Annotated in this window: 24 protein-coding genes; 14 read left to right on the forward strand and 10 right to left on the reverse strand. The window is 63.1% G+C overall.

Features of this window, described 5'->3' with window-relative positions; translation table 11 throughout:
* Positions 1-191 precede the first annotated feature (191 nt).
* Genes KCG88_RS10400 through KCG88_RS10425 form a run of 6 tightly spaced genes read left to right on the forward strand, consistent with a single transcriptional unit; the run spans position 192 to position 7,435 of the window.
* On the forward strand, positions 192-887 hold the full coding sequence (locus KCG88_RS10400; RefSeq protein WP_047288917.1) for an HAD-IB family phosphatase: 696 nt from the start codon (positions 192-194) through the stop codon (positions 885-887).
* On the forward strand, positions 880-2,274 hold the full coding sequence (locus tag KCG88_RS10405; protein ID WP_047288922.1) for an aminotransferase class III-fold pyridoxal phosphate-dependent enzyme: 1,395 nt from the start codon (positions 880-882) through the stop codon (positions 2,272-2,274). The genes KCG88_RS10400 and KCG88_RS10405 overlap by 8 nt, the downstream gene beginning before the upstream one ends.
* Positions 2,271-3,137: an alpha/beta fold hydrolase gene (locus KCG88_RS10410; RefSeq protein WP_041119697.1), complete on the forward strand. Its 867-nt coding sequence runs from the start codon at positions 2,271-2,273 to the stop codon at positions 3,135-3,137. Before KCG88_RS10405 ends, KCG88_RS10410 begins: the two co-directional genes overlap by 4 nt.
* Before the next feature lie 14 nt (positions 3,138-3,151).
* Entirely contained in the window at positions 3,152-4,279 is a 1,128-nt protein-coding gene (locus KCG88_RS10415; RefSeq protein WP_047288924.1) for a GNAT family N-acetyltransferase, read from the forward strand.
* Positions 4,276-6,048, forward strand: a complete 1,773-nt coding sequence (locus KCG88_RS10420; protein ID WP_047288926.1) for a HAMP domain-containing sensor histidine kinase — start codon at positions 4,276-4,278, stop codon at positions 6,046-6,048. The genes KCG88_RS10415 and KCG88_RS10420 overlap by 4 nt, the downstream gene beginning before the upstream one ends.
* Positions 6,038-7,435 (forward strand): sigma-54 dependent transcriptional regulator, encoded by a 1,398-nt coding sequence (locus tag KCG88_RS10425; RefSeq protein ID WP_210712329.1) that lies wholly within the window; start codon positions 6,038-6,040, stop codon positions 7,433-7,435. Before KCG88_RS10420 ends, KCG88_RS10425 begins: the two co-directional genes overlap by 11 nt.
* A 70-nt stretch (positions 7,436-7,505) precedes the next feature.
* On the opposite strand, the gene KCG88_RS10430 is transcribed toward KCG88_RS10425, so the two are convergent.
* Positions 7,506-8,540: an alpha/beta hydrolase gene (locus KCG88_RS10430; RefSeq protein WP_246882635.1), complete on the reverse strand. Its 1,035-nt coding sequence runs from the start codon at positions 8,538-8,540 to the stop codon at positions 7,506-7,508.
* A gap of 289 nt (positions 8,541-8,829) precedes the next feature.
* On the opposite strand from KCG88_RS10430, the gene metR reads away from it, so the two are divergent.
* Entirely contained in the window at positions 8,830-9,747 is a 918-nt protein-coding gene (gene metR, locus KCG88_RS10435; RefSeq protein WP_011063144.1) for a transcriptional regulator MetR, read from the forward strand.
* A gap of 30 nt (positions 9,748-9,777) precedes the next feature.
* Here the strand turns inward: metR and KCG88_RS10440 are convergent, their stop codons facing one another.
* From KCG88_RS10440 to KCG88_RS10475, 8 genes are all read right to left on the reverse strand, one after another.
* Entirely contained in the window at positions 9,778-10,287 is a 510-nt protein-coding gene (locus KCG88_RS10440; RefSeq protein WP_047288930.1) for a GNAT family N-acetyltransferase, read from the reverse strand.
* A 2-nt stretch (positions 10,288-10,289) separates the two neighbouring features.
* Complete coding sequence (locus KCG88_RS10445) at positions 10,290-10,655, reverse strand: nuclear transport factor 2 family protein (protein ID WP_047337683.1); 366 nt, start codon at positions 10,653-10,655, stop codon at positions 10,290-10,292.
* Positions 10,656-10,670: 15 nt separating this feature from the next.
* On the reverse strand, positions 10,671-11,309 hold the full coding sequence (locus tag KCG88_RS10450) for a LysE family translocator (protein WP_011063147.1): 639 nt from the start codon (positions 11,307-11,309) through the stop codon (positions 10,671-10,673).
* A gap of 25 nt (positions 11,310-11,334) precedes the next feature.
* Complete coding sequence (locus KCG88_RS10455) at positions 11,335-11,769, reverse strand: NUDIX domain-containing protein (protein ID WP_047288934.1); 435 nt, start codon at positions 11,767-11,769, stop codon at positions 11,335-11,337.
* A gap of 100 nt (positions 11,770-11,869) precedes the next feature.
* The gene (locus KCG88_RS10460) at positions 11,870-13,216 is read right to left on the reverse strand and encodes an HD domain-containing phosphohydrolase (protein ID WP_047288936.1); all 1,347 of its coding nucleotides are present in this window, start codon (positions 13,214-13,216) and stop codon (positions 11,870-11,872) included.
* Between the two features lie 196 nt (positions 13,217-13,412).
* On the reverse strand, positions 13,413-13,682 hold the full coding sequence (locus KCG88_RS10465; RefSeq protein WP_011063150.1) for a type B 50S ribosomal protein L31: 270 nt from the start codon (positions 13,680-13,682) through the stop codon (positions 13,413-13,415).
* Positions 13,683-13,782: 100 nt separating this feature from the next.
* A complete protein-coding gene (locus tag KCG88_RS10470) occupies positions 13,783-15,108 on the reverse strand; it encodes an APC family permease (protein WP_047288939.1) in 1,326 nt (441 codons plus the stop codon).
* Between the two features lie 95 nt (positions 15,109-15,203).
* Positions 15,204-16,025 carry a carbon-nitrogen hydrolase family protein gene (locus KCG88_RS10475; RefSeq protein WP_047288941.1) on the reverse strand — a complete coding sequence of 274 codons (822 nt, stop codon included), beginning with the start codon at positions 16,023-16,025 and terminating at the stop codon, positions 15,204-15,206.
* 93 nt (positions 16,026-16,118) lie between these two features.
* Here KCG88_RS10475 and KCG88_RS10480 point away from each other — a divergent pair, with 93 nt between their 5' ends.
* The 7 genes from KCG88_RS10480 to KCG88_RS10510 all read left to right on the forward strand — a co-directional run bounded on the left by KCG88_RS10480 (position 16,119) and on the right by KCG88_RS10510 (position 21,729).
* Entirely contained in the window at positions 16,119-16,919 is an 801-nt protein-coding gene (locus tag KCG88_RS10480; protein ID WP_047337687.1) for a LuxR C-terminal-related transcriptional regulator, read from the forward strand.
* A 108-nt stretch (positions 16,920-17,027) separates the two neighbouring features.
* Complete coding sequence (locus KCG88_RS10485) at positions 17,028-18,647, forward strand: FMN-binding glutamate synthase family protein (protein ID WP_047288944.1); 1,620 nt, start codon at positions 17,028-17,030, stop codon at positions 18,645-18,647.
* A gap of 63 nt (positions 18,648-18,710) precedes the next feature.
* Positions 18,711-18,995, forward strand: coding sequence for a putative quinol monooxygenase (locus KCG88_RS10490; RefSeq protein WP_047288946.1), 285 nt, complete (start codon positions 18,711-18,713; stop codon positions 18,993-18,995).
* A 76-nt stretch (positions 18,996-19,071) separates the two neighbouring features.
* Positions 19,072-19,368 carry a cupin gene (locus KCG88_RS10495; protein ID WP_041119704.1) on the forward strand — a complete coding sequence of 99 codons (297 nt, stop codon included), beginning with the start codon at positions 19,072-19,074 and terminating at the stop codon, positions 19,366-19,368.
* A gap of 80 nt (positions 19,369-19,448) precedes the next feature.
* Positions 19,449-20,291: an alpha/beta hydrolase gene (locus KCG88_RS10500; protein ID WP_210712330.1), complete on the forward strand. Its 843-nt coding sequence runs from the start codon at positions 19,449-19,451 to the stop codon at positions 20,289-20,291.
* A 239-nt stretch (positions 20,292-20,530) separates the two neighbouring features.
* On the forward strand, positions 20,531-21,121 hold the full coding sequence (locus tag KCG88_RS10505; protein ID WP_210712331.1) for a papain-like cysteine protease family protein: 591 nt from the start codon (positions 20,531-20,533) through the stop codon (positions 21,119-21,121).
* 8 nt (positions 21,122-21,129) lie between these two features.
* Complete coding sequence (locus KCG88_RS10510) at positions 21,130-21,729, forward strand: hypothetical protein (RefSeq protein WP_210712332.1); 600 nt, start codon at positions 21,130-21,132, stop codon at positions 21,727-21,729.
* A gap of 101 nt (positions 21,730-21,830) precedes the next feature.
* Here the strand turns inward: KCG88_RS10510 and KCG88_RS10515 are convergent, their stop codons facing one another.
* Complete coding sequence (locus KCG88_RS10515) at positions 21,831-23,252, reverse strand: amino acid permease (RefSeq protein WP_015636846.1); 1,422 nt, start codon at positions 23,250-23,252, stop codon at positions 21,831-21,833.
* Positions 23,253-23,693 lie beyond the last annotated feature (441 nt).

The following is a 23,693-nucleotide window of genomic DNA, read 5'->3' on the forward strand; positions in this document are numbered from 1 at the left end:
CCAGAGCGCCCTTGCGACGCAAGCACTGATGTTGGTTGTAGCAAGCTACAAAAATTGTAGCCAGAAAGCTACAAATCACTTCCCCCTGCGGCCAGAGCCCCAGCCACGCTGGGTTTTCCCCAGTTGGCACAGTCCCTGCTCTACCCCTGCCACAAGCGCAAGCAGCGCTCTTATTCAACAGGTAACAGCAGATGATGCACTGGCATATCGTATGTGACTTCGACGGGACCATCTCCCGCGCCGACGTGATCGATAACGTTCTCCAACGCTTCGCCGACCCGAGCTGGGAAGGCATCGAGCAGGAATGGCTGGACGGTCACATCGGCTCCCGTGAATGCCTCAGCCGCCAACTGGCCCTGGTCAAGGCTTCGCCCGCCGAACTGCTGGGCTACTTCGACAGTGTCGAAATCGACCCCGACTTCCCCGACTTCGTCGATCACGTGATCGGCCTGGGCGCTTCCATCGAAGTGGTCAGCGACGGCATCGAACAAGGCATCGCCCGCATCCTGGCACGCAACTACGTGACCCTGCTGCCGATCCTCGCCAACCGCCTGCGCCAGGTCGACCACAACAGCTGGCGCATCGACTTCCCCTATGCCAGCGACGCCTGCCGCGCCGCTTCCGGCAACTGCAAGTGCAAATCCACCCCGCGGGGCAAGCGCGTGCTGGTGATCGGCGACGGTCAATCGGACATGTGCGTGGCTTCCACCGCCGACTTCGTGTTCGCCAAGGATCGCCTGGCCGACTACTGCGAACGCAACAAGATTCCCCATGCGCGGTTCGACTCCTTCGCCGAACTGCCGGCGCTACTGGCCAAGCTGCCGAACAGCGCCGCCAACGCCACTAATTTCTCTCTTGAAACCCAGGAACTCTTCCACCATGTCTGATATCCGCATCGCGACCGCCGAAGACCAGATCCTTCTGGAAAAAGAAGCCAAGTACTGCTCCTACGGCGATACCGTTCACTACATCGAACCGCCGCGCATTTTCAGCCGCTGCGAAGGCTCCTATGTCTGGGACACCAGCGACCAGGCCTACCTCGACCTGCAGATGTGGTACTCGGCGGTGAACTTCGGCTACGCCAACCCGCGCCTGAACAACGCCCTCAAGCAACAGATCGACACCCTGCCGCAGATCGCCAGCCAGTACCTGCACAAAGGCAAGATCGAGCTGTCGGAAATGATCGCCGTGGACGCCAAGAAGAAGTTCGGCCTGGACGGTCGCGTGCACTTCAACGTCGGCGGTTCGCAGTCGGTGGAGGACTCGCTGAAAGTGGTGCGTAACGCCACCAACGGCAAGAGCCTGATGTTCGCCTTTGAAGGCGGCTACCACGGTCGCACCCTGGGCGCTTCGTCGATCACCTCCAGCTACCGCTACCGTCGCCGCTACGGCCACTTCGGCGAGCGCGCTCAGTTCATTCCGTTCCCGTACCACTTCCGCGGCCCCAAAGGCATGACCAAGGAAGAGTACGGCAGCCACTGCGTGCAGCAGTTCGCCCGCCTGTTCGAAACCGAATACAACGGCGTCTGGGACCCGAAAGTCGGCCAGAGCGAATACGCGGCCTTCTACGTCGAGCCGATCCAGGGCACCGGTGGCTACGTGATCCCGCCGATGAACTTCTACAGCGAGCTCAAGCACGTGCTGGACCAGCACGGCATCCTGCTGGTGGTCGACGAAATCCAGATGGGCTTCTATCGCACCGGCAAGCTGTGGTCGATCGAGCACTTCGACGTCAAGCCGGACGTGATCGTGTTCGGCAAGGCGCTGACCAACGGCCTCAACCCGCTGGGCGGCATCTGGGCCCGTGAAGAGCTGATCAACCCGGGCGTGTTCCCGCCAGGTTCGACCCACTCCACCTTCGCCTCCAACCCGCTGGGCACCGCCGTGGGCCTGGAAATGTTCAAGATGACCAGCGAGATCGACTACGGCGCGATGGTCATGGAAAAGGGCAAGTACTTCCTGGCCGGCCTGCAGGACCTGCAAAAGCGCTACCCGATCATCGGCGACGTCGACGGCCTGGGCCTGGCCCTGCGCTGCGAGATCTGCACCACCGACGGCTTCACACCGGACAAGGCCACCCTGGACTTCATGGTCGAGGAAGGCATGAAGGGCGACATCGAAATCAACGGCCAGCGCCTGGGCCTGATCCTCGATGTGGGCGGCTACTACAAGAACGTCATCACCCTGGCCCCGTCGCTGGAAATCAGCTACGCGGAAATCGATCTGGGCATCGCACTGCTGGACCGCCTGCTGGACCGGGCCATGAAGCGATGAGCAAGGCTGAGATCGATCTGGGCGAAGGCAGCGCCGGCTTCGTTCTCGGCACGGGTCCGGTCGGGGTCTTGTTGATCCACGGCCTGACCGGCACCCCGACGGAACTCCGTCGGGTGGCCCAGGGCCTGGCCAAGGACGGTACGTGCACAGTGTACGTACCGACCCTGCCCGGGCACTGCGGGGACAACAGCGACCTGCAGGCCACCGGCTGGCAGGACTGGTACGAGGGCGTGCGCAAGACCTTCGCCGATGTACAGCAGCGCCACGAGCAGGTGTTCGTCGGCGGCCTGTCCATGGGTGCGGTGATGTCCATGTACCTGGCCTCCGAGCATCCGGGACGGATCAGCGGCCTGCTGATGTACTCCACCACCCTGAAGTACGACGGCTGGAGCATCAACAAGCTGGCCTTCCTCACTCCGTTGCTGATGAAGATCCCCTTTGGCGTGCACATCTGCCGCTTCGAGGAAAAGCCGCCCTACGGGATCAAGAACGAGCGTCTGCGGGCCATCGTCGAGAAGCAGATGAAAGCCGGTGAAAGCAGCAATGCCGGGCTCCTGACCATGGAGGGCGTGACGGTGCGCGAATTGCACCGGATGAACGCCGTGGTCAAGAAACGCATGCCGTCGATCCTGACCCCGGCCCTGGTGCTGCACTCCAGCGAAGACGACATCACCAGTACCTGGAATGCCGACTATGTGGAGCGCAAGCTCGGCGGTCCGGTGACCAAGATCCTCCTCGACAACTGCTATCACATGATCACCGTGGACCTGCAATACCAGCGGGTGATCGAGCTGAGCGCAGATTTCATCCAGCAGCGAGTGGTGGCACCTGCGGTGCGCGAAGACTACCGACAGCTGGCGTGACTTAAGGAAGAGACGTGATAACCGCCCAAGCCTTTTCAACCATCCAGGCCATCGATCGCAGCGCCTGGAATGACTGTTTCCCAGGGGCCCTGGAGGATTGGGACTATTACCTGGCCGTGGAAAAAGCCGCGATCGCCGATTTTCGCTGGCGCTACCTGGCGCTCTACGAGGGTTCGACCCTGGTGGCAGTGGCGCCGGCCTTCACCACCCAGTACCGGCTCGATACCACGGTCTCCGGGCTGGCCAAGCGCTTCACTGAACGCTTGGCACGCCAGTGGCCCGGGGCCCTGGAGCTGCGCCTGTACGCCATAGGCTCGCCTGTGGCCGAACAGTGCAATGCCGGCACCGCCAGCCATGTTCCTGCGCAGCGTCGCCAGGAGCTGCTGGAGCAGTTACTGCAGCTGGCCCGACGCGATGCCGACAGCTTTGGCATCGGCCTGATGGCGGTCAAGGATGCGCCGAGCAACGACCAGCAATGGGCTGCCAGTTGCCTGGCCGCGGGCCTGCAAGCCATGCCGAGCCTGCCCACGGCGCTGTTGCCGGTGCCCTTTGCCTCGATCGATGCCTACCTGGGCACCCTGGGCAAATCCACCCGCAAGGACCTGCGCCGCAAACTCCGGACACCGGCGCCACGCATAGAATGGCGACGCCAGATCGACGACGTGCTGCCGGACATCATGCGCCTCTACGAGGCCACCCTGAATCGGAGCGACCTGCAGTTCGAACGCCTGCCGGCAGACTACTTCACCGGCATCCTCCAGCAGTTGGGGGAGCGCGCGGCCTGTGTCCTGTACTGGGTCGACGAGCAATTGGTGGCCTTCAACCTGGTGCTCATCGACCAGCATCGGCTGATCGACAAGTTCTTCGCCCACGACCTCAGCATCACCCGTGAGCACAATCTGTATTTCCGCAGTTGGCTGACCAACGTCGACTACTGTATTCAACAGCGTATTCCCCTGTACGAGTGCGGTCAGGCCGGTTATGCCAGCAAGTTGCGCCTGGGTTGCCAGTTCACCGGTAACATGTTGTTTTTCCGGCATCGCAACCCCTTGCTCAATGCCCTGCTCAAGCTGATAAAACGCTTTGTCCGCCCGGATCGCTCCGACCCCGCCATGGCTGCTGCAATAAGCGAAAGTACATGACCAGAAAAGATCGTCGCCCTCCTCGCCCCTTCGCCATTTCCCGCTGGAGCCTGCAACGCAAGCTGGTGCTGGCGTTCTGGCTGGTCAGTGTGATTCCCACCATGATCGCCGCGGAACTGGCGGCCACTACCCTGTCGGAAATCTTCGACAGCAACGTGCGGATCTGGCTGCAGGAGTCCACCAAGATCGTCGAGGACGAGATCACCGAAATCCTCCATGACAACGCGCGGATCGCCCAGCTGTTCCTGCGCTATACGCGCCCGCCCACGGACCGCAATGCGGCCAAGCATGACAAGCTCACCGCCGATATCGCCGACTCCATGGGCATCGACGTGGTGGCGCTGATCCGCAAGAACGATCACAAGGTGGTGTTCACCACCGCCGCCGATGACGTGGTGGGGCAGATCAGCACCGCCTCCAATGCCGTGCTGCAGACCATCCAGGTCGGCGGCGTGGCTACCGGGGCGGTGGTCTCGACTTTCCAGACCCAGCTCGACGGGGTCGACTACCAATTGCTGATCGCCACCTACCTGGACGCCAGCTTCCTCACCAGCGTGGCCGACGTGCACTCGCTGGACCTGCGCCTGTACCTGGCCAAGGCCGACGACTTCTCGGAAATCTTCGCCACCCAGCGCTTCGAGGACCATCCGCCCCAGGTGCCGCACAAGATCGAAGACATCCTGCGCGCCACCCGCCAGCCCACCGAGCAGTTCACCAGCCGGTACAGCGGCCTGTACCGGCCGATCTTCAATGACAGCGGCGATCTGGTGGGGGTGATCTTCAGCGGTCTGCTACGCCATAGCAGCCTGGTGGGCCTGGTCAACCAGAGCAACCTGTTCATCCTGATCTTCCTGCTCAGCTCGGCGGCCTCGCTGTGCGTCGGCTGGCTGGTTTCCCAGCGCCTGACCCGACCGCTGCGGGGCCTGTCAAAGGGCGTACAGGCAGTGATCGCCGGCGACTACCGCCAGCGGGTGCCGGTGATCGGCGGCGACGAACTGGCTGAGCTGAGCAGCACCTTCAACCACATGACCGAGCGCCTGGGGGAACTGCAACATCTGGAAGCCCAGTTGCGCCGCCGCGACCGCCTGCACGCCCTGGGCGAAGTGGCCATGGGCCTGGCCCACGAGATCCGCAACCCGCTGGGCATCATCAAGACGGCCACGCAGCTGCTGCACCGCCGGGCCAACCTGCCGGAAAACGACAAGCGCCACCTGGAATACGTGATCAGCGAGGTCAGCCGGATCAACGACCTGATCACCGAATTCCTGGATTTCGCCAAACCCAGCGCGCCGATACGCTCCACCCAGCTGGCACGCCCGCTGGTGGAGGATCTGCTGGGCTTCTGCACCCCGGAACTGGCCACCCACAACATCGACGCTCGAATCGACGACCAGGCCCCGGGCGCGACCATCCACGCCGATGCCCGGCAACTCAAGCAGGCCTGCCTCAACCTGATTCTCAACGCCATCGACGCCATGCCCGACGGCGGCCGCCTGACCCTGGGGATTTCTCAGCAGGAAGACGAAACTGTCATCAGCGTCAGCGACACTGGCCAAGGCATTGAACCGGACATGCTGGAACGCATCTTCACCCCGTTCGTCACCACCAAGGCGTCGGGCACAGGCCTGGGATTGGCTAAAGTCTTCTCGATCATGGAAAGCCATGACGGCCATATCGAGTGCACCAGCGAAAAAGATGCTGGCGCCACCTTCAGCCTGTACATTCCGGCCAACGGTGAAGAAGACGACGAGGACAGTGATGACGCATAACCTGCTGGTGGTCGATGACGAGCCGAAACTCTGCGACTTGCTGTCCTCGGCCCTGAGCCAGAACGGCATCCAGGTATTTACCGCAGGCAACGGCCTGCACGCGCTCAAGGTGCTGGAGCAGGAAGACATCGACCTGGTGATCAGCGATTGGCGCATGCCCGGCATGGACGGGCCGCAGTTGCTGGGGGAAATCAAGCAGCGCTACCCGCAGCTGCCGGTGATCGTGATGACCGCCTACAGCACGGTGAAGAATGCCGTGCAGTCCATGCGCAACGGCGCCTATGACTACATCGCCAAGCCCTTCGACATCGACGAGCTGGACATCACCGTCAGCAAGGCCCTGCAGTTTCGCGACATTCTCAAAGACAACCAGCGCATGCGTGCCGAGCTTGCAGAACACCAACAGATCGACAGCCTGGTGGGCGACAGCCCGGCCTTTCGACGGGTACTGCAAGCCGTGGATTCGGTGCGCGAAAGCAACGCCACCATCCTCCTGACCGGGGAAAGCGGCACCGGCAAGGAAATGGTCGCCCGGGCCATCCACAAGCACGGTAACCGGGCCGACAAGCCCTTTGTCGCGGTCAATTGCGCGGCCATTCCCGAGGGCCTGCTGGAAAGCGAGATGTTCGGCCACCGCAAGGGCGCCTTCACTGGTGCCGTGGCGGACCGGGTCGGGCGTTTCCAGCAAGCCGACAAGGGCACCCTGTTCCTCGACGAGGTCGGGGACATGCCCCTGGCGCTGCAGGCCAAGATCCTGCGTGCCCTGCAGGAGCGAGTGATCGAGCCGGTGGGCGATCCGCGGGAGCGCAAGGTGGATGTGCGGGTAATCGCCGCCACCAACAAGAACCTGCTGGAAGCGGTGGCCAACAAGGAATTTCGCGAAGACCTGTACTACCGCCTGAATGTGTTCCCGATCCCCTTGCCGGCACTGCGCGAACGGGTCGAGGACATCGCCCTGCTGGCCCGGCACTTCGCCCACAGCCTGGGCGCCACCGCCGGCAAGCGCATCAGCGGTTTCAGCCCCGAAGCCCTGCAGGCCATGGCCAGCTACGCCTGGCCGGGGAATATCCGCGAACTGCAGAACTGCGTGGAGCGGGCCACCATCGTTGCCAGCGGCCAGGTCATCGAAGAAAAGGACCTGCCGGGGTATCTGTTCGGCCCCCAGGCGCATGGCGCAGAGAGCGGCGCAGCCATCAGCGTCGGCCCGCAAGTGCCCAGCGACCTGGAAGCGGCCCTGGCGGAAGTGGAAAAAGCCTACATTCTCGCCGCCCTGCAGCAGAGCAACGGTGTCCAGGCGGCAGCGGCGCAGTTGATCGGCATTTCCGAGCGCAGCTTCTGGTACCGGCTGAAGAAACTCGGCATCCACGTGGACAAGATCGTTCGCTGAAACCGCGGCGCTTCATTGGCCGGCAACCGGCTCCTGCGCCCAAGCGCAAAGGCCGGCCTGCCGCGCGGCCCTAGAGGATGTTGCTGCTATCGAGCGGCTCGATCTGCGCCCAGTGGGAAGTGTCTTCCCGATGGGTTTGCAGGTACGGCAGTACCGCCGCCAGCAGCGGCGCCTTGAAGGCTTCCTGGAAACGGTGGGCCAACCCCGGAATCAATTTCAGCTGGCTGCCCTGGATCTGCGCCGCCAGGTGCACGCCGTGCATCACCGGCAGCAACGGGTCGGCGGTGCCATGCACCACCAGGGTCGGCACCCGCAGTTGCTTGAGCATTGCCACCCGGCTCGGCTCGGCAAGAATCGCCATGATCTGGCGCTTGACCCCTTCCGGGTTGAAGGCCCGGTCATAGGCCACCGCCGCTTGTTGCAACAGGACCTGGCGGTCATCGCTGACCTTCGGGCTGCCCAGGGCCGCCAGCAGGTCGGCCTGCTGCTCCAGAGCCGCTTCCCGGCTTGGTGCATTGCGCCGCGAGAGCAGTTGCACCAGCGCCGCGTTCGGCGCCGGCAAACCTTCGGCCCCGGAACTGGTCATGATCAGCGTCAGGCTCTCGACCCGCCGCGGCTCCATGGCTGCCAGATGCTGGGCGATCATCCCGCCCATGCTCGCCCCCAGCACGTGGAATTGTTCGATATGCAGGGCGTCCATCAGGCCCAGGGCGTCATCGGCCATGTCGGTCAGGGTGTAGGGCGCCGCCACCGGCAGGCCGAGCTTGTAGCGCAGCACTTCGAAGGTCAGGTTGGCGCTGGCCGGGGCCTGGCGCCAGGTGGACAGGCCGACATCGCGATTGTCGTAGCGGATCACCCGAAACCCTTGCTGACACAGGGCCACCACCACCTCATCCGGCCAGTGGATCAGTTGCCCGCCCAGGCCCATGACCAGCAGCAACGCCGGGTCGGAGGTGCGCCCAATGCTCTGGTAAGCCAGGCTCACCTGCGGCAGGTCGACCCGTTGGGTCGGGACATTGACATCGCAGCGCGCGGCCGCAAAACACAGCGGGCCGAGCAACAGCCCGGCCAATAGTAGAACAGTCGAAAGAAATCGTACCCGCATGAAAAACACCGAAACGCAGAACCCCAGTGGAGCGCGAGTCTGATGAACCTGGATGATTCGCGCTGCCACAGTTGCGTGACAATTTGATGAAGATTGCCCCAGCGGTACTTTTTCCGCGGCAAGGGACGGCGCTTGCCCCCAGCACCCGGTGCACCACACACAGGCGCTGTCGCCCCTATCGGCAAAGATGCCCGCGAATCGATGAACGCTGGATGGTCGACAGGCCCGTCAACATGAGACAAACTCAACCTTTTCGCTTTAACCACAAAATTCACTCATGGAGATCCTGGTGCTCGAAATCCGTCACCTGAAGACCCTGCACGCCTTGCGCGAAGCCGACAGCCTGGTGGAAGCCGCTGAGCGCCTGCACCTGACCCAGTCCGCCTTGTCCCATCAGTTCAAGGAGCTGGAAGAGCGCCTGGGCATGCCGCTGTTCGTGCGCAAGACCAAGCCGGTGCGTTTTACCAGCGCCGGCCTGCGCCTGCTGCAACTGGCGGATGCGACCCTGCCCCTGCTGCGCGGCGCCGAACGCGACATTTCGCGGCTGGCCGGCGGTACCGCCGGGCGCCTGCACATGGCCATCGAATGCCACAGCTGCTTCCAGTGGCTGATGCCGACCATCGATCAGTTCCGCGACGCCTGGCCGGAAGTGGAGCTGGACCTGGCTTCCGGCTTCTCGTTCGCTCCATTGCCAGCTCTGGCCCGGGGCGACCTGGACCTGGTGGTGACCTCCGACCCGCTGGAGCTGGCGGGTATCACCTACGTGCCGTTGTTCACCTACGAAGCCATGCTCGCGGTCGCCAACCAGCACCCCCTGGCGAGCAAGCCATATGTAGTGCCGGAAGACCTGCTGAGCGAAACCCTGATCACCTACCCGGTGGAACGCGACCGCCTGGACATCTTCACCCGCTTCCTGGAACCGGCGGACATCGAACCGGCCCAGGTACGGACTTCGGAGCTGACCGTGATGATGATGCAACTGGTGGCCAGCGGCCGGGGCGTGTGCGGGATGCCCCACTGGGCCCTGCACGAGTACAGCTCACGGGGTTATGTGAAGGCCAAGCGGCTCGGGGAAAAGGGCCTGTTCGCCACCCTGTACGCGGCGATTCGCGCCGACATGCTGGATGCGCCCTACATGCGCGACTTTTTGCTCACGGCCAAGGACACCTCGTTCTCGACCCTGGACGGCGTCAGCGCCGTACGCTGACCCCCAGCCGGCTTGCCAGCGAACCTGGGGTCAACCTTCGACCGGCAATGGGCGCCACATGTGGATCTTGTCGAAATAGTCCTCGCCCACCCGCACTGCCTGGGGCTCCATGCCGAACTGGACGAAACCGCAGCGCTGGTACAGGGCCAGCGCCGCTTCATTGCCGGCCGTAACGGTCAACTGGATCAGGCGCAACCCTTCGTATTCAGCCGCTTCGGCCAGCAGCCCCTGGACCAGGCGATAGCCCAGGCCGCTGTTGCGCTGCGTGCCGGTGACATAGAGGCCGAACAGGGTCGCCTTGTGTCGGGCCTTCTCTCGCAGCTCGAAGGCCAGGCCGACGATCCCCAGCAACCGACCTTGGGAAAACGCCCCCAGCAACAGGTCGAGCTCGCCGTCCAGGCGTGCGGCCCACCAGGCCAGAGGCAGTTTTTCCCGCTCTTTGACGCTGGAGGTGAAAGCCTGGGGATGGCGCTCATAGGCTTCGAGCATCAAGGCCCGGTATTGCTCCACATCGTCAGGGGTCAGGCGCTGGATCTGCATGCTCAGTCGAGGGTCTTGAGGCCGGTAATGAATGAAGCGCATTTTATCTTGCCGTCCTGCACTTCATAAATGGCCACGGTTTCCAGGGTGCCGCTGCCATCGGCGAAGGTGCGGCTGATCAGTTCGTGATCGATCACCACGTTGCCCATGACCGTACGCTGGATCAGCCGGGCATGCAGGTTGGGTTCCTGGAAACGCACCACGGCCCGGGCACGTATTTCCTCGTGCCCCCTGGCCAGCAAAGTGGCCGGATGTTCGTATTGCCGGGCATCTATGGCATAAGTCGCCAGCCAGGCCTCCAGATCCTTGCAGTTGTAGGCCTGCAGTTGTGCTTCGACCACCGCTTCCGGGCTTGTAAAATCACTCATGCTGGCACTCCTCGATCAGTTGACACGACGCTGTTCGAACATCAGGCGCACGGCCAGCCCCGCCAGTACAAAGCCCATGAAATAGCGCTGCACCGAGAGCCAGGTGGGGTTGCTGGCAAACCAGGAGGCGATACCGGCGGCAAACAGGGCGATCAGCAGGTTCACCGAGAAACTCACGCTGATCTGGGTCAGGCCCAGGATGATGCTCTGGGAGAACACCGAACCGTGCTCGGGGTGGATGAACTGCGGAAAGATCGACAGGTAGAACACCGCGATCTTGGGGTTCAGGGCGCTGGTCAGAAAGCCCATGGTCACCAGCTTGCGTGGCGAATCCGCCGGCAGTTGCTGGGCTTCGAAGGGCGAGCGTGCGCCGGGCTTGAGGGCCTGCCAGGCCAGCCACAGCAGGTACAGGGCGCCGGCCCACTTGAGCACCTCATAGGCCATGGGCACCGCCATGAACACCGCGGTCAGGCCCAGCGCGGCGGCAAACAAGTGGACGAAGAACCCCGCCACCACCCCCAATAACGACGTCACCCCAGCCTTGCGCCCCTGGCAGATCGAACGGGAAATCAGGTAGATCATGTTCGGCCCCGGGGTCAGCACCATCAGCAGGGAAGCAGCGGCGAAGATCAGGTAGTCGTGGAGTGGAATCATGGCAATCCTTGGCAATGGGAGGGGGTCAGGCGAAGCCCGCTTGGGCCTTGCGATAAAACGGCAAGATCAGATCGCGTGTCAACGGCGCAAGGAACAAATCTCCATCGCCGGCCGGGTCGATCCAGCGTACTTCCTCGATCTCTGCCGCCGGGGTCACCGGACCATGGATATGGACCAGGAACACCTCGGCCTCCACCACATGCCCCGGCTCGTTGGCCGCTGGTGCCGAGAACTGTTGCAGGTAACGAGCCTGGGCCGGGTCGATGCGCAATCCCAGTTCTTCTTCCAGCTCACGGGCCAGGGCGTGCACCGGTTGTTCACCGGCTTCGATCTTGCCACCGGGCTGCATGAAGGCCTGGGTGCCACGCTTGCGCACCAGCAGGGTCCGGCCGTCGGCACCGATCAACAGGGCAGCGGCGATACGAATGATGGAGGGTGCAGCAACGGACGACAGCGACATGGGAACCCGGGAGCCTTGAGAATGAGGGCGCAAGGATCACATGCCAGGCGGCGGCTCGTCATCCGCCGCCGGCATTTTTCCAGGTGACCGCAACCCGGTTTCAGGCCCTTGCCTGCTGTTCCTGGGGCAACTTGACGAACACGCTGTAGCGGGCGCCCTCCATGGTTTCAAAGGCGATCAGCTTGTCCACCAGCGGCAGGTTGAGCACCTTGCCGGCGTTGAGCAGCAGCATGCCGTTATCGGCATTCAGGTTGCGCGCCAGGATCATCCCCGCCGCCAGCTCCCGGGTGCTCAGAACCTTCACCGAAGGGTCGCCCAGGGTCACGTCGCTGAGGTAGACCGCACACACCTGGATGAAACCTTCCACCAGGTCCGGGTCGTACAGCCGGCCGGCGTACTTGCGGATGAACACCAGGGCCTCGTCGCTGTTCATGTGCCGTTCCAGGATCAGCCCGCACTGCAGCTCGATGAAGTCCACCGCCAGCTTGAGCAGCCGCGAGCCCAGGGGAATCGCGTCGCCCTTGAGGTGGTCGGGAAAACCGCTGCCGTCCCAGTGTTCCTGGTGATGGCGGATCAGCCGCGCGGCGTCCTGCACCGGCTCCAGGGTCATCAGCAAAGATTCGCTCTGCGCCGGATAGGCCCGATAACGCTCGCGCTGATGGTGATGCAGCAAATCCGCCGGGCTGGTCATCATGCTGTCGCTCCAGCTCAGCTTGCCGATGTTGTGCAGCGCCGCGGCCATGGCCAGGTCACGCTGGGCGACAGGGTCGATGCCCTGGACTTTGCAGTAGGCCCGCACCAGCTCGATGATCCGCCGGTTGGTCTGCTTGTCTGCGGGCAAGCGCTGGTTGACGAGCAGGGAAAACAGCTCGGCGCCAGTGGCGTAGCTGTGCTTGAGCTCCTCATAGGCCAGGTCGAGCATGTCGGCGGTCTGCTGCAGCTCCGAGGTGCGTGCCGCTACACGTTTTTCCAGCAGCGTGTTGAGCGCCTTGAGCTCGGCATTCTGCTGCTGGGCCAGATCCTGCAGGCGCAAGCGCTCGCGCTCGGAGTGCTGATGTTCAAGGGCCTGGCGCAGGGCCAGCAGCAATTCCTGGTCATCCCAGGGCTTGCTCAGGTAACGGTAGATCTCCCCTTCGTTGATGGCCTTGGCAATCAATTTCAGGTCCGGGTCGCCGGTCAGCAGGATGCGGGTGGTGCTCGGGTACTGTTGGTGGATGCGCGCCAGCAGGGTCGGGCCATCCATCTGCGGCAGATGGGCGGCGCTGATCACCAGGTCCACCTCCCGGCTGGCCATCAGCTGTAGGGCCTGGGTGGCATCGCGGGCGAAATGCAGCGTGTAGGGAAGCGGGCTGAGCAACTGCTGCAGGCGTTGCAGGATCACTTCCTGGCTATCGACCAGCAGAATCTCGGGTCGGCGTGTGACAGTGGCAACGTTTAGCTCACCCATGAGACACCTCGGGTCAACGTCGATGCACGTGTCCTTCATTGTTCTGGCTGGCAACGATATTCCCTGTTGCCTGATTGAAGACTAGAAGAATTTCCAATCGAGATAGTGGCTTTTTAATACCATCGGTCCGCTGCGGCTGCGCCGCCAATCGCCTTCAGCGAGTGTTGCGCACTGGCAACACTCGCCGTGCACGCCGTCACTGGGCGGCTTTGGCGCCGGAACCGAAGGAAGCGAAACGCTTGTTGAAGCCGGCGATGCGGCCTTCGGACTGGGTCTTGCGCTGCTGGCCGGTGTACACCGGGTGCGAGGCGCTGGAAACGTCCAGCGCCACATAGGGGTAAGTCTTGCCGTCGCTGTAGGTGTGGCTGCGATCGGTATCGACGGTGGAGCCGATGAGGAAGTACACGTCGGCAGCGGTATCGTGGAAAAGCACGGTGCGGTAGTCAGGATGGATACCGGGTTTCATGAGGCCTCCTGGGCATCTGGGTGAGCTTAATATGTTATACAGTAACATATAAAGACCACCCAAACGAGAACCGATTGCAATAAGAAACCTGCAGGCAGTTCTATGCCGCTTCCTGAAAATCCATTTCCGGAGGCTGGCGGGAGAAACCGCGAGTGAGGAAACCCAGGTACACCAGGCCAATAACCAGCCAGCTCGCCCCCAGGTAGATCGCCAGGTGATCGAGGCTGGACATCAGCCACAGATCGGCCGCCAGACCAATGAGGGGGAAGATCAGGAACAGGATCAACTCCCGCAGGCCGCGCTGCCGGGCCCCCACCCAGTAATGAAAGATCACCGACAGGTTGACCAGACTGAAGGCCAGGAAGGCACCGAAGTTGATGAAGGACGTCGAGGTGGTGACATCCAGCTTCAATGCCAGCAACGCCACCACGGCGCACAGCAGGATGCTGTTGACCGGGGTACCGAAGCGCCCGTGCAGGCTGCCGAAAAAGCGCTTGGGCAAGACCCCGTCGCGGCCCATGGCGAACAGCAGTCGCGAGCCGCTGGCCTGGGCCGAAAGCCCCGAGGCGAATTGACCGACAATCAACCCGATCAGGAAGATCGAGACGAACAGATCGCCGCCGATATTGCGCGCAATCTCGTAGGCCGCCGAATCCACATCGGCGAACTCGAAGGACGGATGGGCAACCTGGACGAAGTAGGACACCGCGACAAAGATCAGCCCGCCCACCAGGGTGATCAGCATGATCGCCCGGGGAATGGTCCGGCGTGGGTCGCGGGTTTCCTCGGTCAGGGTGCTGACCGCGTCAAAGCCCAGGAACGAATAACAGGCGATTGCCGCCCCGCTCATGATCAGTGGCAGGTGCATCTGCCCGTTGAAGAACGGCGCCAGGGTGAACAGCGGCTGCCCGGCTTCGCCGCCAAGGTAGTGGATGCACAGGCCGACAAAGGCGATCAGCACCAGGAACTGCACCAGCATCAGCAGGCCGTTGATGCCGTTGGCCAGTTTCAGGCCAACGATATTGATCGCGCTGGTCACCCCGATGAACGCCAGCACCCAGACCCACTGCGGCACACCGGGAAACGCCGAATGCAGGTAAGCGGCGCCGATCAGCCAGATGGCCATGGGCAGGAACAGGTAATCCAGCAGCACCGCCCAGCCGGCGATGAACCCCAGCTTGGGGCTGATGGCCTTGCGCACATAGCTGTAGGCCGAGCCGGCCACGGGAAATGCCGCGGCCATGCGCCCGTAGCTCATGGCGGTGAAGAACATCGCCACCAGCGCCGCCAGATAGGCTGCCGGCACCATGCCAGCGGTGGATTGGGCGAGGATGCCAAAGGTGCCGAGGACAATGATCGGCGTCATGTAAGCGATGCCGAACAGCACCACCGCGCCCAATGAAAGGGTGCGTTGCAAGCGAGCCATGAGCGAGTACTCCGCAATTATTAGATTTATGGCAGGACTGAAATGAGTGCAGCAGGGGTCTTTCTTATGGGATTGGCCGTCCGCGGACGGCCCTTTCAGCGGATCGGAATCAGCAGTTCACGCACGCCATTGCCGTGTTCGAGCACTTCGCCCGCAAGCTTCAGGCGCTGGTCTTCGAGGTAGCGGTAGTCCTGACGCGCCACCTGCAGTTGCTTGAGATCCAGCTCGACCTTGAACTGACCTTCCTCGCGCCCGGCTTCGAACAGCAGGCTGCCCAGGGGGTCCACCAGGGCGCTGCCGCCGGCGAACAGCAGGCCGCCATCGCCTTCTTCCACTCGGTTGACCATTAGCGCGAACGCCTGGTTTTCCTGGGCCCGGGCCATGATCGCGGTACGGTGGGTGGGCCCGTAGGGGTCCATGTTGCCGTTGGTCACGATCAGCAGTTCAGCGCCCAGTTGCGCCAGGGCCCGGGCGCTTTCGGGGAACTCGATGTCGTAGCAGATCAGCAGGCCGACCCGCACACCGTTCCACAGGCAGGTGGCGTAGCGGTCACCGGGGGTGAACACACCGCGGTCGGACGCCCACAGGTGGGTCTTGCGATAACGCAGGGCGATGCCCTCGGGGGTAATCAGCAAAGTGGTGTTATAGAATCGGCCGTCGTCGTTTTCGGCCATGCCGATCACCACCGCGATATTGCGCGCCCGGGCGGCCTGGATCACAGCCTGCACGGTGGGGCCATCCAGCGGCTCGGCCACGGCGGCCACGGTCTCGGCGCTGGGGAAACCCATCAGGTGGGTTTCTGGAAACACGATCAACCGGGTATCGGCGGCGCAGGCGGCAATGGCCGCCAGGGCCCGTTCCAGGTTGTAAGCTGTGGCGTTATCACGGCCCGCCAACTGGGCCAGTTCAACCTTCATGGGTATTCCTTGTTCTTTGGCTGTGCCGCAGTATGCGCAGCAGCAACCGGCCCGCAAATCACGCAGCCGGGGTAACCCGATAGGGGTAGATGCATGACATTGTCGCTGGATGACATCGCCTGGCACCGCTCGGTGGGGCAGATGATCGAAGCCCTGGACCAGGCCAGTTTCTGGCCCCAGCTGGTGCGCCTGCTGGAGCAGTACGTGAGTTTCGACAGCTGGGTGGCGCTGCTGTTCTGCAGTGAGCGCAAACCCCTGGTGTTCGCCGAATGCCCGGGGGAGGACGGCAGCCCCGACCAGTTGTTCCAGGACTACCTCAACGGCCTGTACCTGCTCGACCCCTTCTACGTTGCCAGCCGCGAACAATCGCGCAGCGGCCTGCTGCGCCTGGCGGAAGTGGCCCCGGAACACTTCCAGCTGACCGAGTACTACCAACGCTACTTTCGTCTGAATGTGGTGGCCGATGAGATCCAGTTCAATTGCCAGCTGGCGGACGGCCGCACCCTGTGCCTGTCCCTGGGTTCGCGACAACGCTTCGCCCCACCCCAGATCGCCCTGCTGTCACTGATCGAGCCCTGGGTGGTGGCCTTGCTGCGCCAGCGCCTGCCCCACGAAAGCATTGAGCAAGACAACCCTGCGCAATTGCATCCACTGCCCGATTGGCGCAGCCAGCTGGACCACTCCATGCAACAACTGCGGGGCGCACAACTCACCGCCCGGGAGCTGGATGTGGGGCGCCTGATGCTCAGCGGTTGCTCCAACAAGGAGATCGCTCGTAAGCTGGAAATCTCCGCCGAAACCGTGAAAGTTCATAAAAAGCACATCTACAGCAAGCTGGGCATCAAGTCCCAATCCGAACTGTTTTCGATTTTTCTCCAGGCGCAAAGCGCCTGATACCCCATCAGGGCCGCCCCGGCAGCCCCACACAACAATAAGATCTTGTGCACCCATAAGAATGAGTACTGATAAACGACCTTAATGAGTCCGAACCAAGGAAACCGTATGAGCCTGTCCCTTCTGAGCCGCTACGCCTTCTTTGCCGCCTGTGTGATTTTCACCCTCGCCAGCCTGCCCTTTCTCGAACACGACTGGCTCTGGCCATTCACCCTGGTCACCGGCCTGCTGAGCCTGCTGGGGATCTTCGACCTGCTGCAAAGCCCGCACGCGGTGCGGCGCAATTACCCGATCCTGGGCAATATCCGCTACCTGGTGGAAGGCATCCGCCCGGAAATCCGCCAGTACCTGCTGGAATCCGACAGCGACGCCCTGCCCTTTTCCCGCGCCCAACGCTCCCTGGTGTACTCCCGGGCCAAGAACGAAAGCGCCGACAAACCCTTCGGCACCCTGATCGATGTGTACCAGTCGGGCTTCGAATTCATCGGCCACTCCATGCGCCCGGCGCCCCTGAGCGATCCCAACAGCTTTCGCGTGACCGTCGGCGGCCCGCAATGCACCCAGCCCTACTCGGCCTCGGTGTTCAACATCTCGGCCATGAGCTTCGGCTCCCTCAGCGCCAACGCCATCCGCGCCCTGAACCAGGGTGCCAAGCTCGGCAACTTCGCCCACGACACCGGTGAAGGCAGCATCAGCCCCTACCACCGCGAACACGGCGGCGACCTGACCTGGGAACTGGGCAGCGGCTACTTCGGCTGCCGCACCAGCGACGGCCGTTTCGACCCGGAACGCTTCGCCGTGCAGGCGCAGAACCCCCAGGTGCGGATGATCGAGATCAAAATGAGCCAGGGCGCCAAGCCGGGTCACGGCGGCATCCTGCCCAAGCACAAGGTGACCCAGGAAATCGCCGACACCCGGGGCATCCGCATGGGCGAGGACTGCATTTCACCGTCGAGCCACAGCGCCTTTTCCACCCCGATCGAAATGATGCATTTCATCCAGCAACTGCGTGAGCTGTCCGGCGGCAAGCCGGTGGGCTTCAAGTTCTGCCTGGGCCACCCCTGGGAGTTCATGGGCATCGCCAAGGCCATGCTGGAAACCGGCATCCTGCCGGACTTCATCGTGGTCGACGGCAAGGAAGGCGGCACCGGCGCGGCACCGGTGGAGTTCACCGACCACATCGGCGCACCGATGCGCGAGGGCCTGCTGTTCGTCCACAACACCCTGGTGGGCCTGAACCTGCGGGACAAGATCAAGCTCGGCGCCAGCGGCAAGATCGTCAGCGCCTTCGACATCGCCAGCGTGCTGGCCATCGGTGCCGACTGGGCCAACTCGGCCCGGGGCTTCATGTTCGCCATCGGTTGCATCCAGTCCCAGAGCTGCCATACCAACAAGTGCCCCACCGGCGTCGCCACCCAGGACAACCTGCGCCAGCGCGCCCTGGTGGTGCCGGACAAGGCCCAGCGGGTCTACAGCTTCCACCGCAACACCCTCAAGGCCCTGGCGGAAATGCTCGCTGCCGCCGGCCTGCAACACCCTTCGCAACTGGAAGCCAAGCACCTGGTGCGCCGCATGTCGGCCACCGAGATCAAGCTGTTCTCCCAGTTGCACGTGTTCCTCAAGCCCGGCGAGCTGCTCACCGGCGAGGTCAACGGCGAGTTCTACTCGCGCATGTGGCAACTGGCCCGGGCCGACAGCTTCGAACCCAACACCGAAGCCGCCGCTTAAGCCCCATTGCCCAGTGCTCCCCGGTGGCCGGGGGGCGCCGGGCGCTGCTCAAGGAAGATTGCAATGCTCAAGGTCATCGCCGAAGACTTCATCCAGCCCGAACACTTGGAAACCGTGCGCCCGTGGTACGCCGAACTGGTGGAAAAAACCCGCCAGGAACCGCTGTGCATCGCCTACGATCTGTTCGTCGATCAGAAAGACCCCGGACACTTCATCTTCGTCGAACAGTGGCCGGACCAAGCGGCCCTCGACACCCACTGCCAGACCGAGCACTTCACCCGCCTGGTGCCGCAAATCAACGCTTTTCAGCGCCGCGAATGCCGCGTGCTATTGATGGACGAGTTCTAGAAAACCCGACCCAGACCTTGCTTGACCGGACCACCGAAAGCAGACGCAAACCCCACTGACCTTTCGGAGACCCGCCATGCCCTTGCTGTCATTCGAACAACTGTCCCGCCAACTGCCAGCGCCCTGGCAATCCACGCTGGTGGGCCAGGTCGGCCCGGCCCGCATCAAGGTGCTGCGCATGGACGGCCAGCCCTACCCGGAAGAAACCCACGACTTCAACGAAGGCCTGCTGGTGACCCAAGGCTGCCTGCGCCTGGGCATTGGCCAGGCCGTGGTGGAAGTGGCGACGGGCCAGATGTACCTGGTGGAGGCCGGCCAGGCCCATAGCGTGCTGCCCGGCAGCCACGGCACCCTGGTGATCATCGACGTCTAGCCGGCCCCTCAATCGACTCAATCGCGGTAACCACCTGCCCAAGGTCGGTCCGACCAGAGGGCCCATGCACGGAGAAGCCCATGTCTCGTCGTCTGTTTGCAGTGATCGCTCTACTGATGTCCTTCAACAGCGCCTTTGCCAGCGAACGCTGGCAGAGCCTGCCGCCCACACCGGCCCCGGTAGCCGGGGCGCAAGCCGGTTATGCCGAAGTCAACGGCATCCGCCTGTACTACAGCAAGGTCGGCCAAGGCTCGCCGGTGGTGCTGCTGCATGGCGGCCTGGGCAATGCCGACTATTGGGGGCTGCAGGCCAAGGCCCTGGCGGCCAGGCACACGGTGATCAGCGTCGACAGCCGCGGCCACGGGCGCAGCACCCGGGACGCCCGGCCCTACGGCTACGACCTGATGGCCGACGACGTCATCGCCCTGCTGGACCAGCTGAAGATCCCCCGCGCCGATTTCGTCGGCTGGAGCGACGGCGCGATCCTCGGCCTGGACCTGGCCATGCGTTACCCGCAGCGGGTCGGCAAGGTCTTCGCCTACGCCGCCAACACCCAGACCTCCGGGGTCAAGGAGGGCGTGGAGAACAACCCGACCTTCGCCACCTACATCGAGCGCGCCGGCCAGGAGTACACCCGCCTGTCACCCACGCCCAAGGAGTACCCGGCCTTTGTCGAGCAGATCGGCCACATGTGGGCCAGCCAGCCGAACTGGAGCGATGCCGACCTGGCGAAGATCAAGACGCCGGTGCTGATTGTCGATGGCGACCACGATGAAGCCATCAAGCGCGAGCACACCCAATACATGGCCCAGGCGATTCCCGGCGCCGGGCTGCTGATCCTGCCCAACGTCAGCCACTTCGCCTTCCTCCAGGACCCGGGCCTGTTCAATGCAGCCCTGGAACATTTCCTCGACGAAAAATAGCCCGGCCACCGCCATGGATGCCCCTCTTTCCAGGGACGTCCACGGCAGGCAATATGCGTTAATGCATAATTTAATTGCATTTACGCATCAATCCTCTAAGGTTGTTTGCAGACCCGGTCAACGCAGGCCATCGAGGCTGGCCCAGCGCAGCGCCATGTCCCGGGTCCGGCTACGCGCAGTAGCCCGACACGCAACGACGACACCAGCCGGAGGCTGGTTTTCATTCATGGAGGATGAACATGTTAAGTAGCAACCTGACCCCAGGCGACGCTCCCCAGGCCCTGCCCCAGTGCCTGGCCGACAGCCTGCTCGACCCGCAACTGAGCGAAGTCGATCCACACACCGAAGCCGCACCCCAGGCCGCTGCCCGGCTCAACTTCAGCGTGCAGCAGCAAACCCAGAGCAACTGGTGCTGGGCGGCCTTGTCCGCCTCGGTGGGCAACTACTACGGCACCGGTTCCTGGACCCAGTGCGGGGTGGCCAACGCCGAACTGGGCCGCAACTCCTGCTGCAGCCAGCCCGGGCCGTGCAACGTCTACGGCTACCTGGACTCGGCCCTGCGCACCACCCGCTGCTACGGCGGCATGCGTGAGAACAGGATGCAGATGCCGGCCATCGACAACCAGCTCGGCATGGGCCGCCCCGTGGGCCTGCGCTGTGCCTGGTACGGCGGCGGTGCGCATTTCCTGACGATCTACGGCAGCGATGGCGGCTACATCCTGGTGGCGGATTCGATCTACGGCTACTCGACCCGCGCCCTGAACAATTTCCCCGGTTCCTACAACGGTGGCGGCAACTGGACCCACACCTACTTCACTCGGAAAAACTAGGAGGCGACATGCAACTGACTTACCCCAAGGCGCCTGTCGATGGCGTCCAGCACCTGCGCTCGGCCCTTCAGGCGGCCCTGCAGACCCAGGGTTTCGGTATCAACCGCGGGTTTGCCAAGGCCAGTGCCCGCAACCTGAATCTGTCCCAGGCCTTTCGCGGCTACGCCCTGAGCCTGGAGGACCTGGCCCAGGGCAAGGGGCTGGCACAGGCCAAGGCCGGTGACTGGCATTACCTGGTGTTCGATGCCGGAGTGTCGATTGCCGATGCGCAGTTGACCGAGATGGCCGGCAAGGTCGGCTTCTCTGCGCTGAACCATGGCAGCGTGGCGGCGTCCGCCGTCAACGCCCTGGACCTGGCGGAACAGGCGCCGCAACTGCAGGGAAAAAGCTATGAACTGCGCCTGCTGTTCATCTCGGCGCTGCAGGTCACGGCGATCTGGCTGCATGGGCCCGGCGAAGAGGTGCTGATTCCCATCGAGCCGACGCCCAAAACCCTGGCCGCCCATCAGCTCCACAGCGAAACGGCGTTGCTCGCCCTGCTGGCGCCGGCGGCGCTACAGGCCAAGGCCATCTTCGACGCCGATACCAGCGGCACCCTGGGCGGTTGACCCGGGCAAAAAAAATCCGGCGGCCTTTGCAGGTCGCCGGATTTCTGGTCTCAGCGTTTCAGTCCGGGATGCTCAAGCCAGCCGCATCACCCAAGCGCAGGTCAGGACGCCGACCGCGCCGAACCTTGCTGGACATTGGTCGGTTGCAGCTTGAACAGATAGAACAACACCGTCAGCAGCACCAGGAACGCCGGGCCGACATACAGCGCCACACGGGTATCCGGGAAGTAGGCCATCAGCCCCACCACCAGTACCAGGAAGGCCAGGGCCAGGTAGGAACTGATCGGGTACAGCCACATGCGGTACTTCAGGCCGGCACGTTCTGCCGGGCTCAGGCCCTTGCGGAACTTGAGCTGGGCCAGAAGGATCATCACCCAGGTCCAGATCGCACCGAAGGTGGCGATGGAGGTCACCCAGACGAACACTTTTTCCGGCACCAGATAGTTCAGCAGCACGCCCAGCAGCAGGGCGAAGATCGACAGCAGCAACGCGCGACGCGGCACGCCGTTGTTCGAGGTCTTGGCGAAGCCGGCCGGGGCCTGGCCGTTCTGCGCCAGGCTGTAGAGCATGCGCCCGGTGCTGAAGATGCCGCCGTTGCAGGACGACAGCGCGGCGGTGATCACCACGAAGTTGATGATGCCGGCGGCGGTCTTGATACCCAGGCGCTCGAAGGTCATCACGAAGGGGCTGCCCTGGGTGCCGATCTCGTTCCACGGGTAGATCGACAGGATCACGAACAGCGCGCCCACGTAGAACAGCAGGATGCGCCAGAACACCGAGCCGATGGCGTTGGGAATGGTCTTTTGCGGGTTGCGCGCTTCACCGGCGGTGAGGCCGATCATCTCTACGCCCAGGTAGGCGAACATCACCATCTGCAGGGACATCAGCACGCCGGTCACGCCATTGGGCATGAAGCCGCCGTGGGTCCACAGGTTGGAGATGCCCAGGGCCACGCCGTCATTGCCGAAACCGAAAGCGATGATGCCGATGCCGCCGACCACCATGGCGATGATGGTGACGATCTTGATCAGGGCGAACCAGAACTCGAACTCACCGAAGGCCTTGACCGCGATCAGGTTGATCGAGCCCATGCTCACCAGCGCCGCCAGGGCCCAGATCCAGCGCGGCACATCGGGGAACCAGATCCCCATGTACACCGCCACCGCGGTGATTTCCGCCACACAGGTCACCAGCCACAGGAACCAGTAGTTCCAACCGGTGAGAAAGCCCGCCAGCGGGCCCAGGTAGTCTTGTGCGTAACGGCTGAAGGAGCCTGCGACCGGGTTATGCACCGCCATCTCGCCGAGGGCGCGCATGATCACCAGGATCGCCAGACCGCCGATGATGTAGGACAGCATGATGGCCGGGCCGGCCATTTCGATGGCCTTGGCCGAGCCGAGGAACAGGCCGACACCGATACAGGCGCCGAGGGCCATCAAGCGAATATGCCGTTCGCCGAGTTCGCGTTTCAGCGGGCCGCCCTGAGCGGTCTCGCCGTGGGGCAGTTGGTTGCCAACTGGCATAGAGATACAACCTCATTTTGTTATTGGATATGAACCACCGAGCCTTCGAAGCGCCAGCGGATAGCCGAAGCTTGCTCGACCGCACCGGCCTTGTGGGACGGAGCGTCTGGTAGGACAAGACCTGCCAGATCAGCGGGGTGCGCAGTATAAAAAGCTCCCGACAGGGCTTTTCACTCTATAAGTTGCAATATTCAGAGAGAAATCTCGGCAAATACCGCTTTCACGGAGAAGCATTACCTGCTTTTTGCCCTGAAACCTCACTCGGAAAGGGCCGGGAGTATTGCACAGGCCTGGTGCATCGTCATGCCCCTACCTAGGGCGTATTTACCTGGGAAAAGGCTCTACCCTGTGGCGAGGGAGCGTGCTTCCTCGCCACGGAAGCGGGACCGGGTCGTTTTCACATTTTCTTCACCGGTGCCCACCACCGACTAAGCTTCAGGC

Origin of the sequence: Pseudomonas sp. MWU349, assembly GCF_017947325.1 — a bacterium.
Taxonomy (GTDB): Bacteria; Pseudomonadota; Gammaproteobacteria; order Pseudomonadales; family Pseudomonadaceae; genus Aquipseudomonas; species Aquipseudomonas protegens.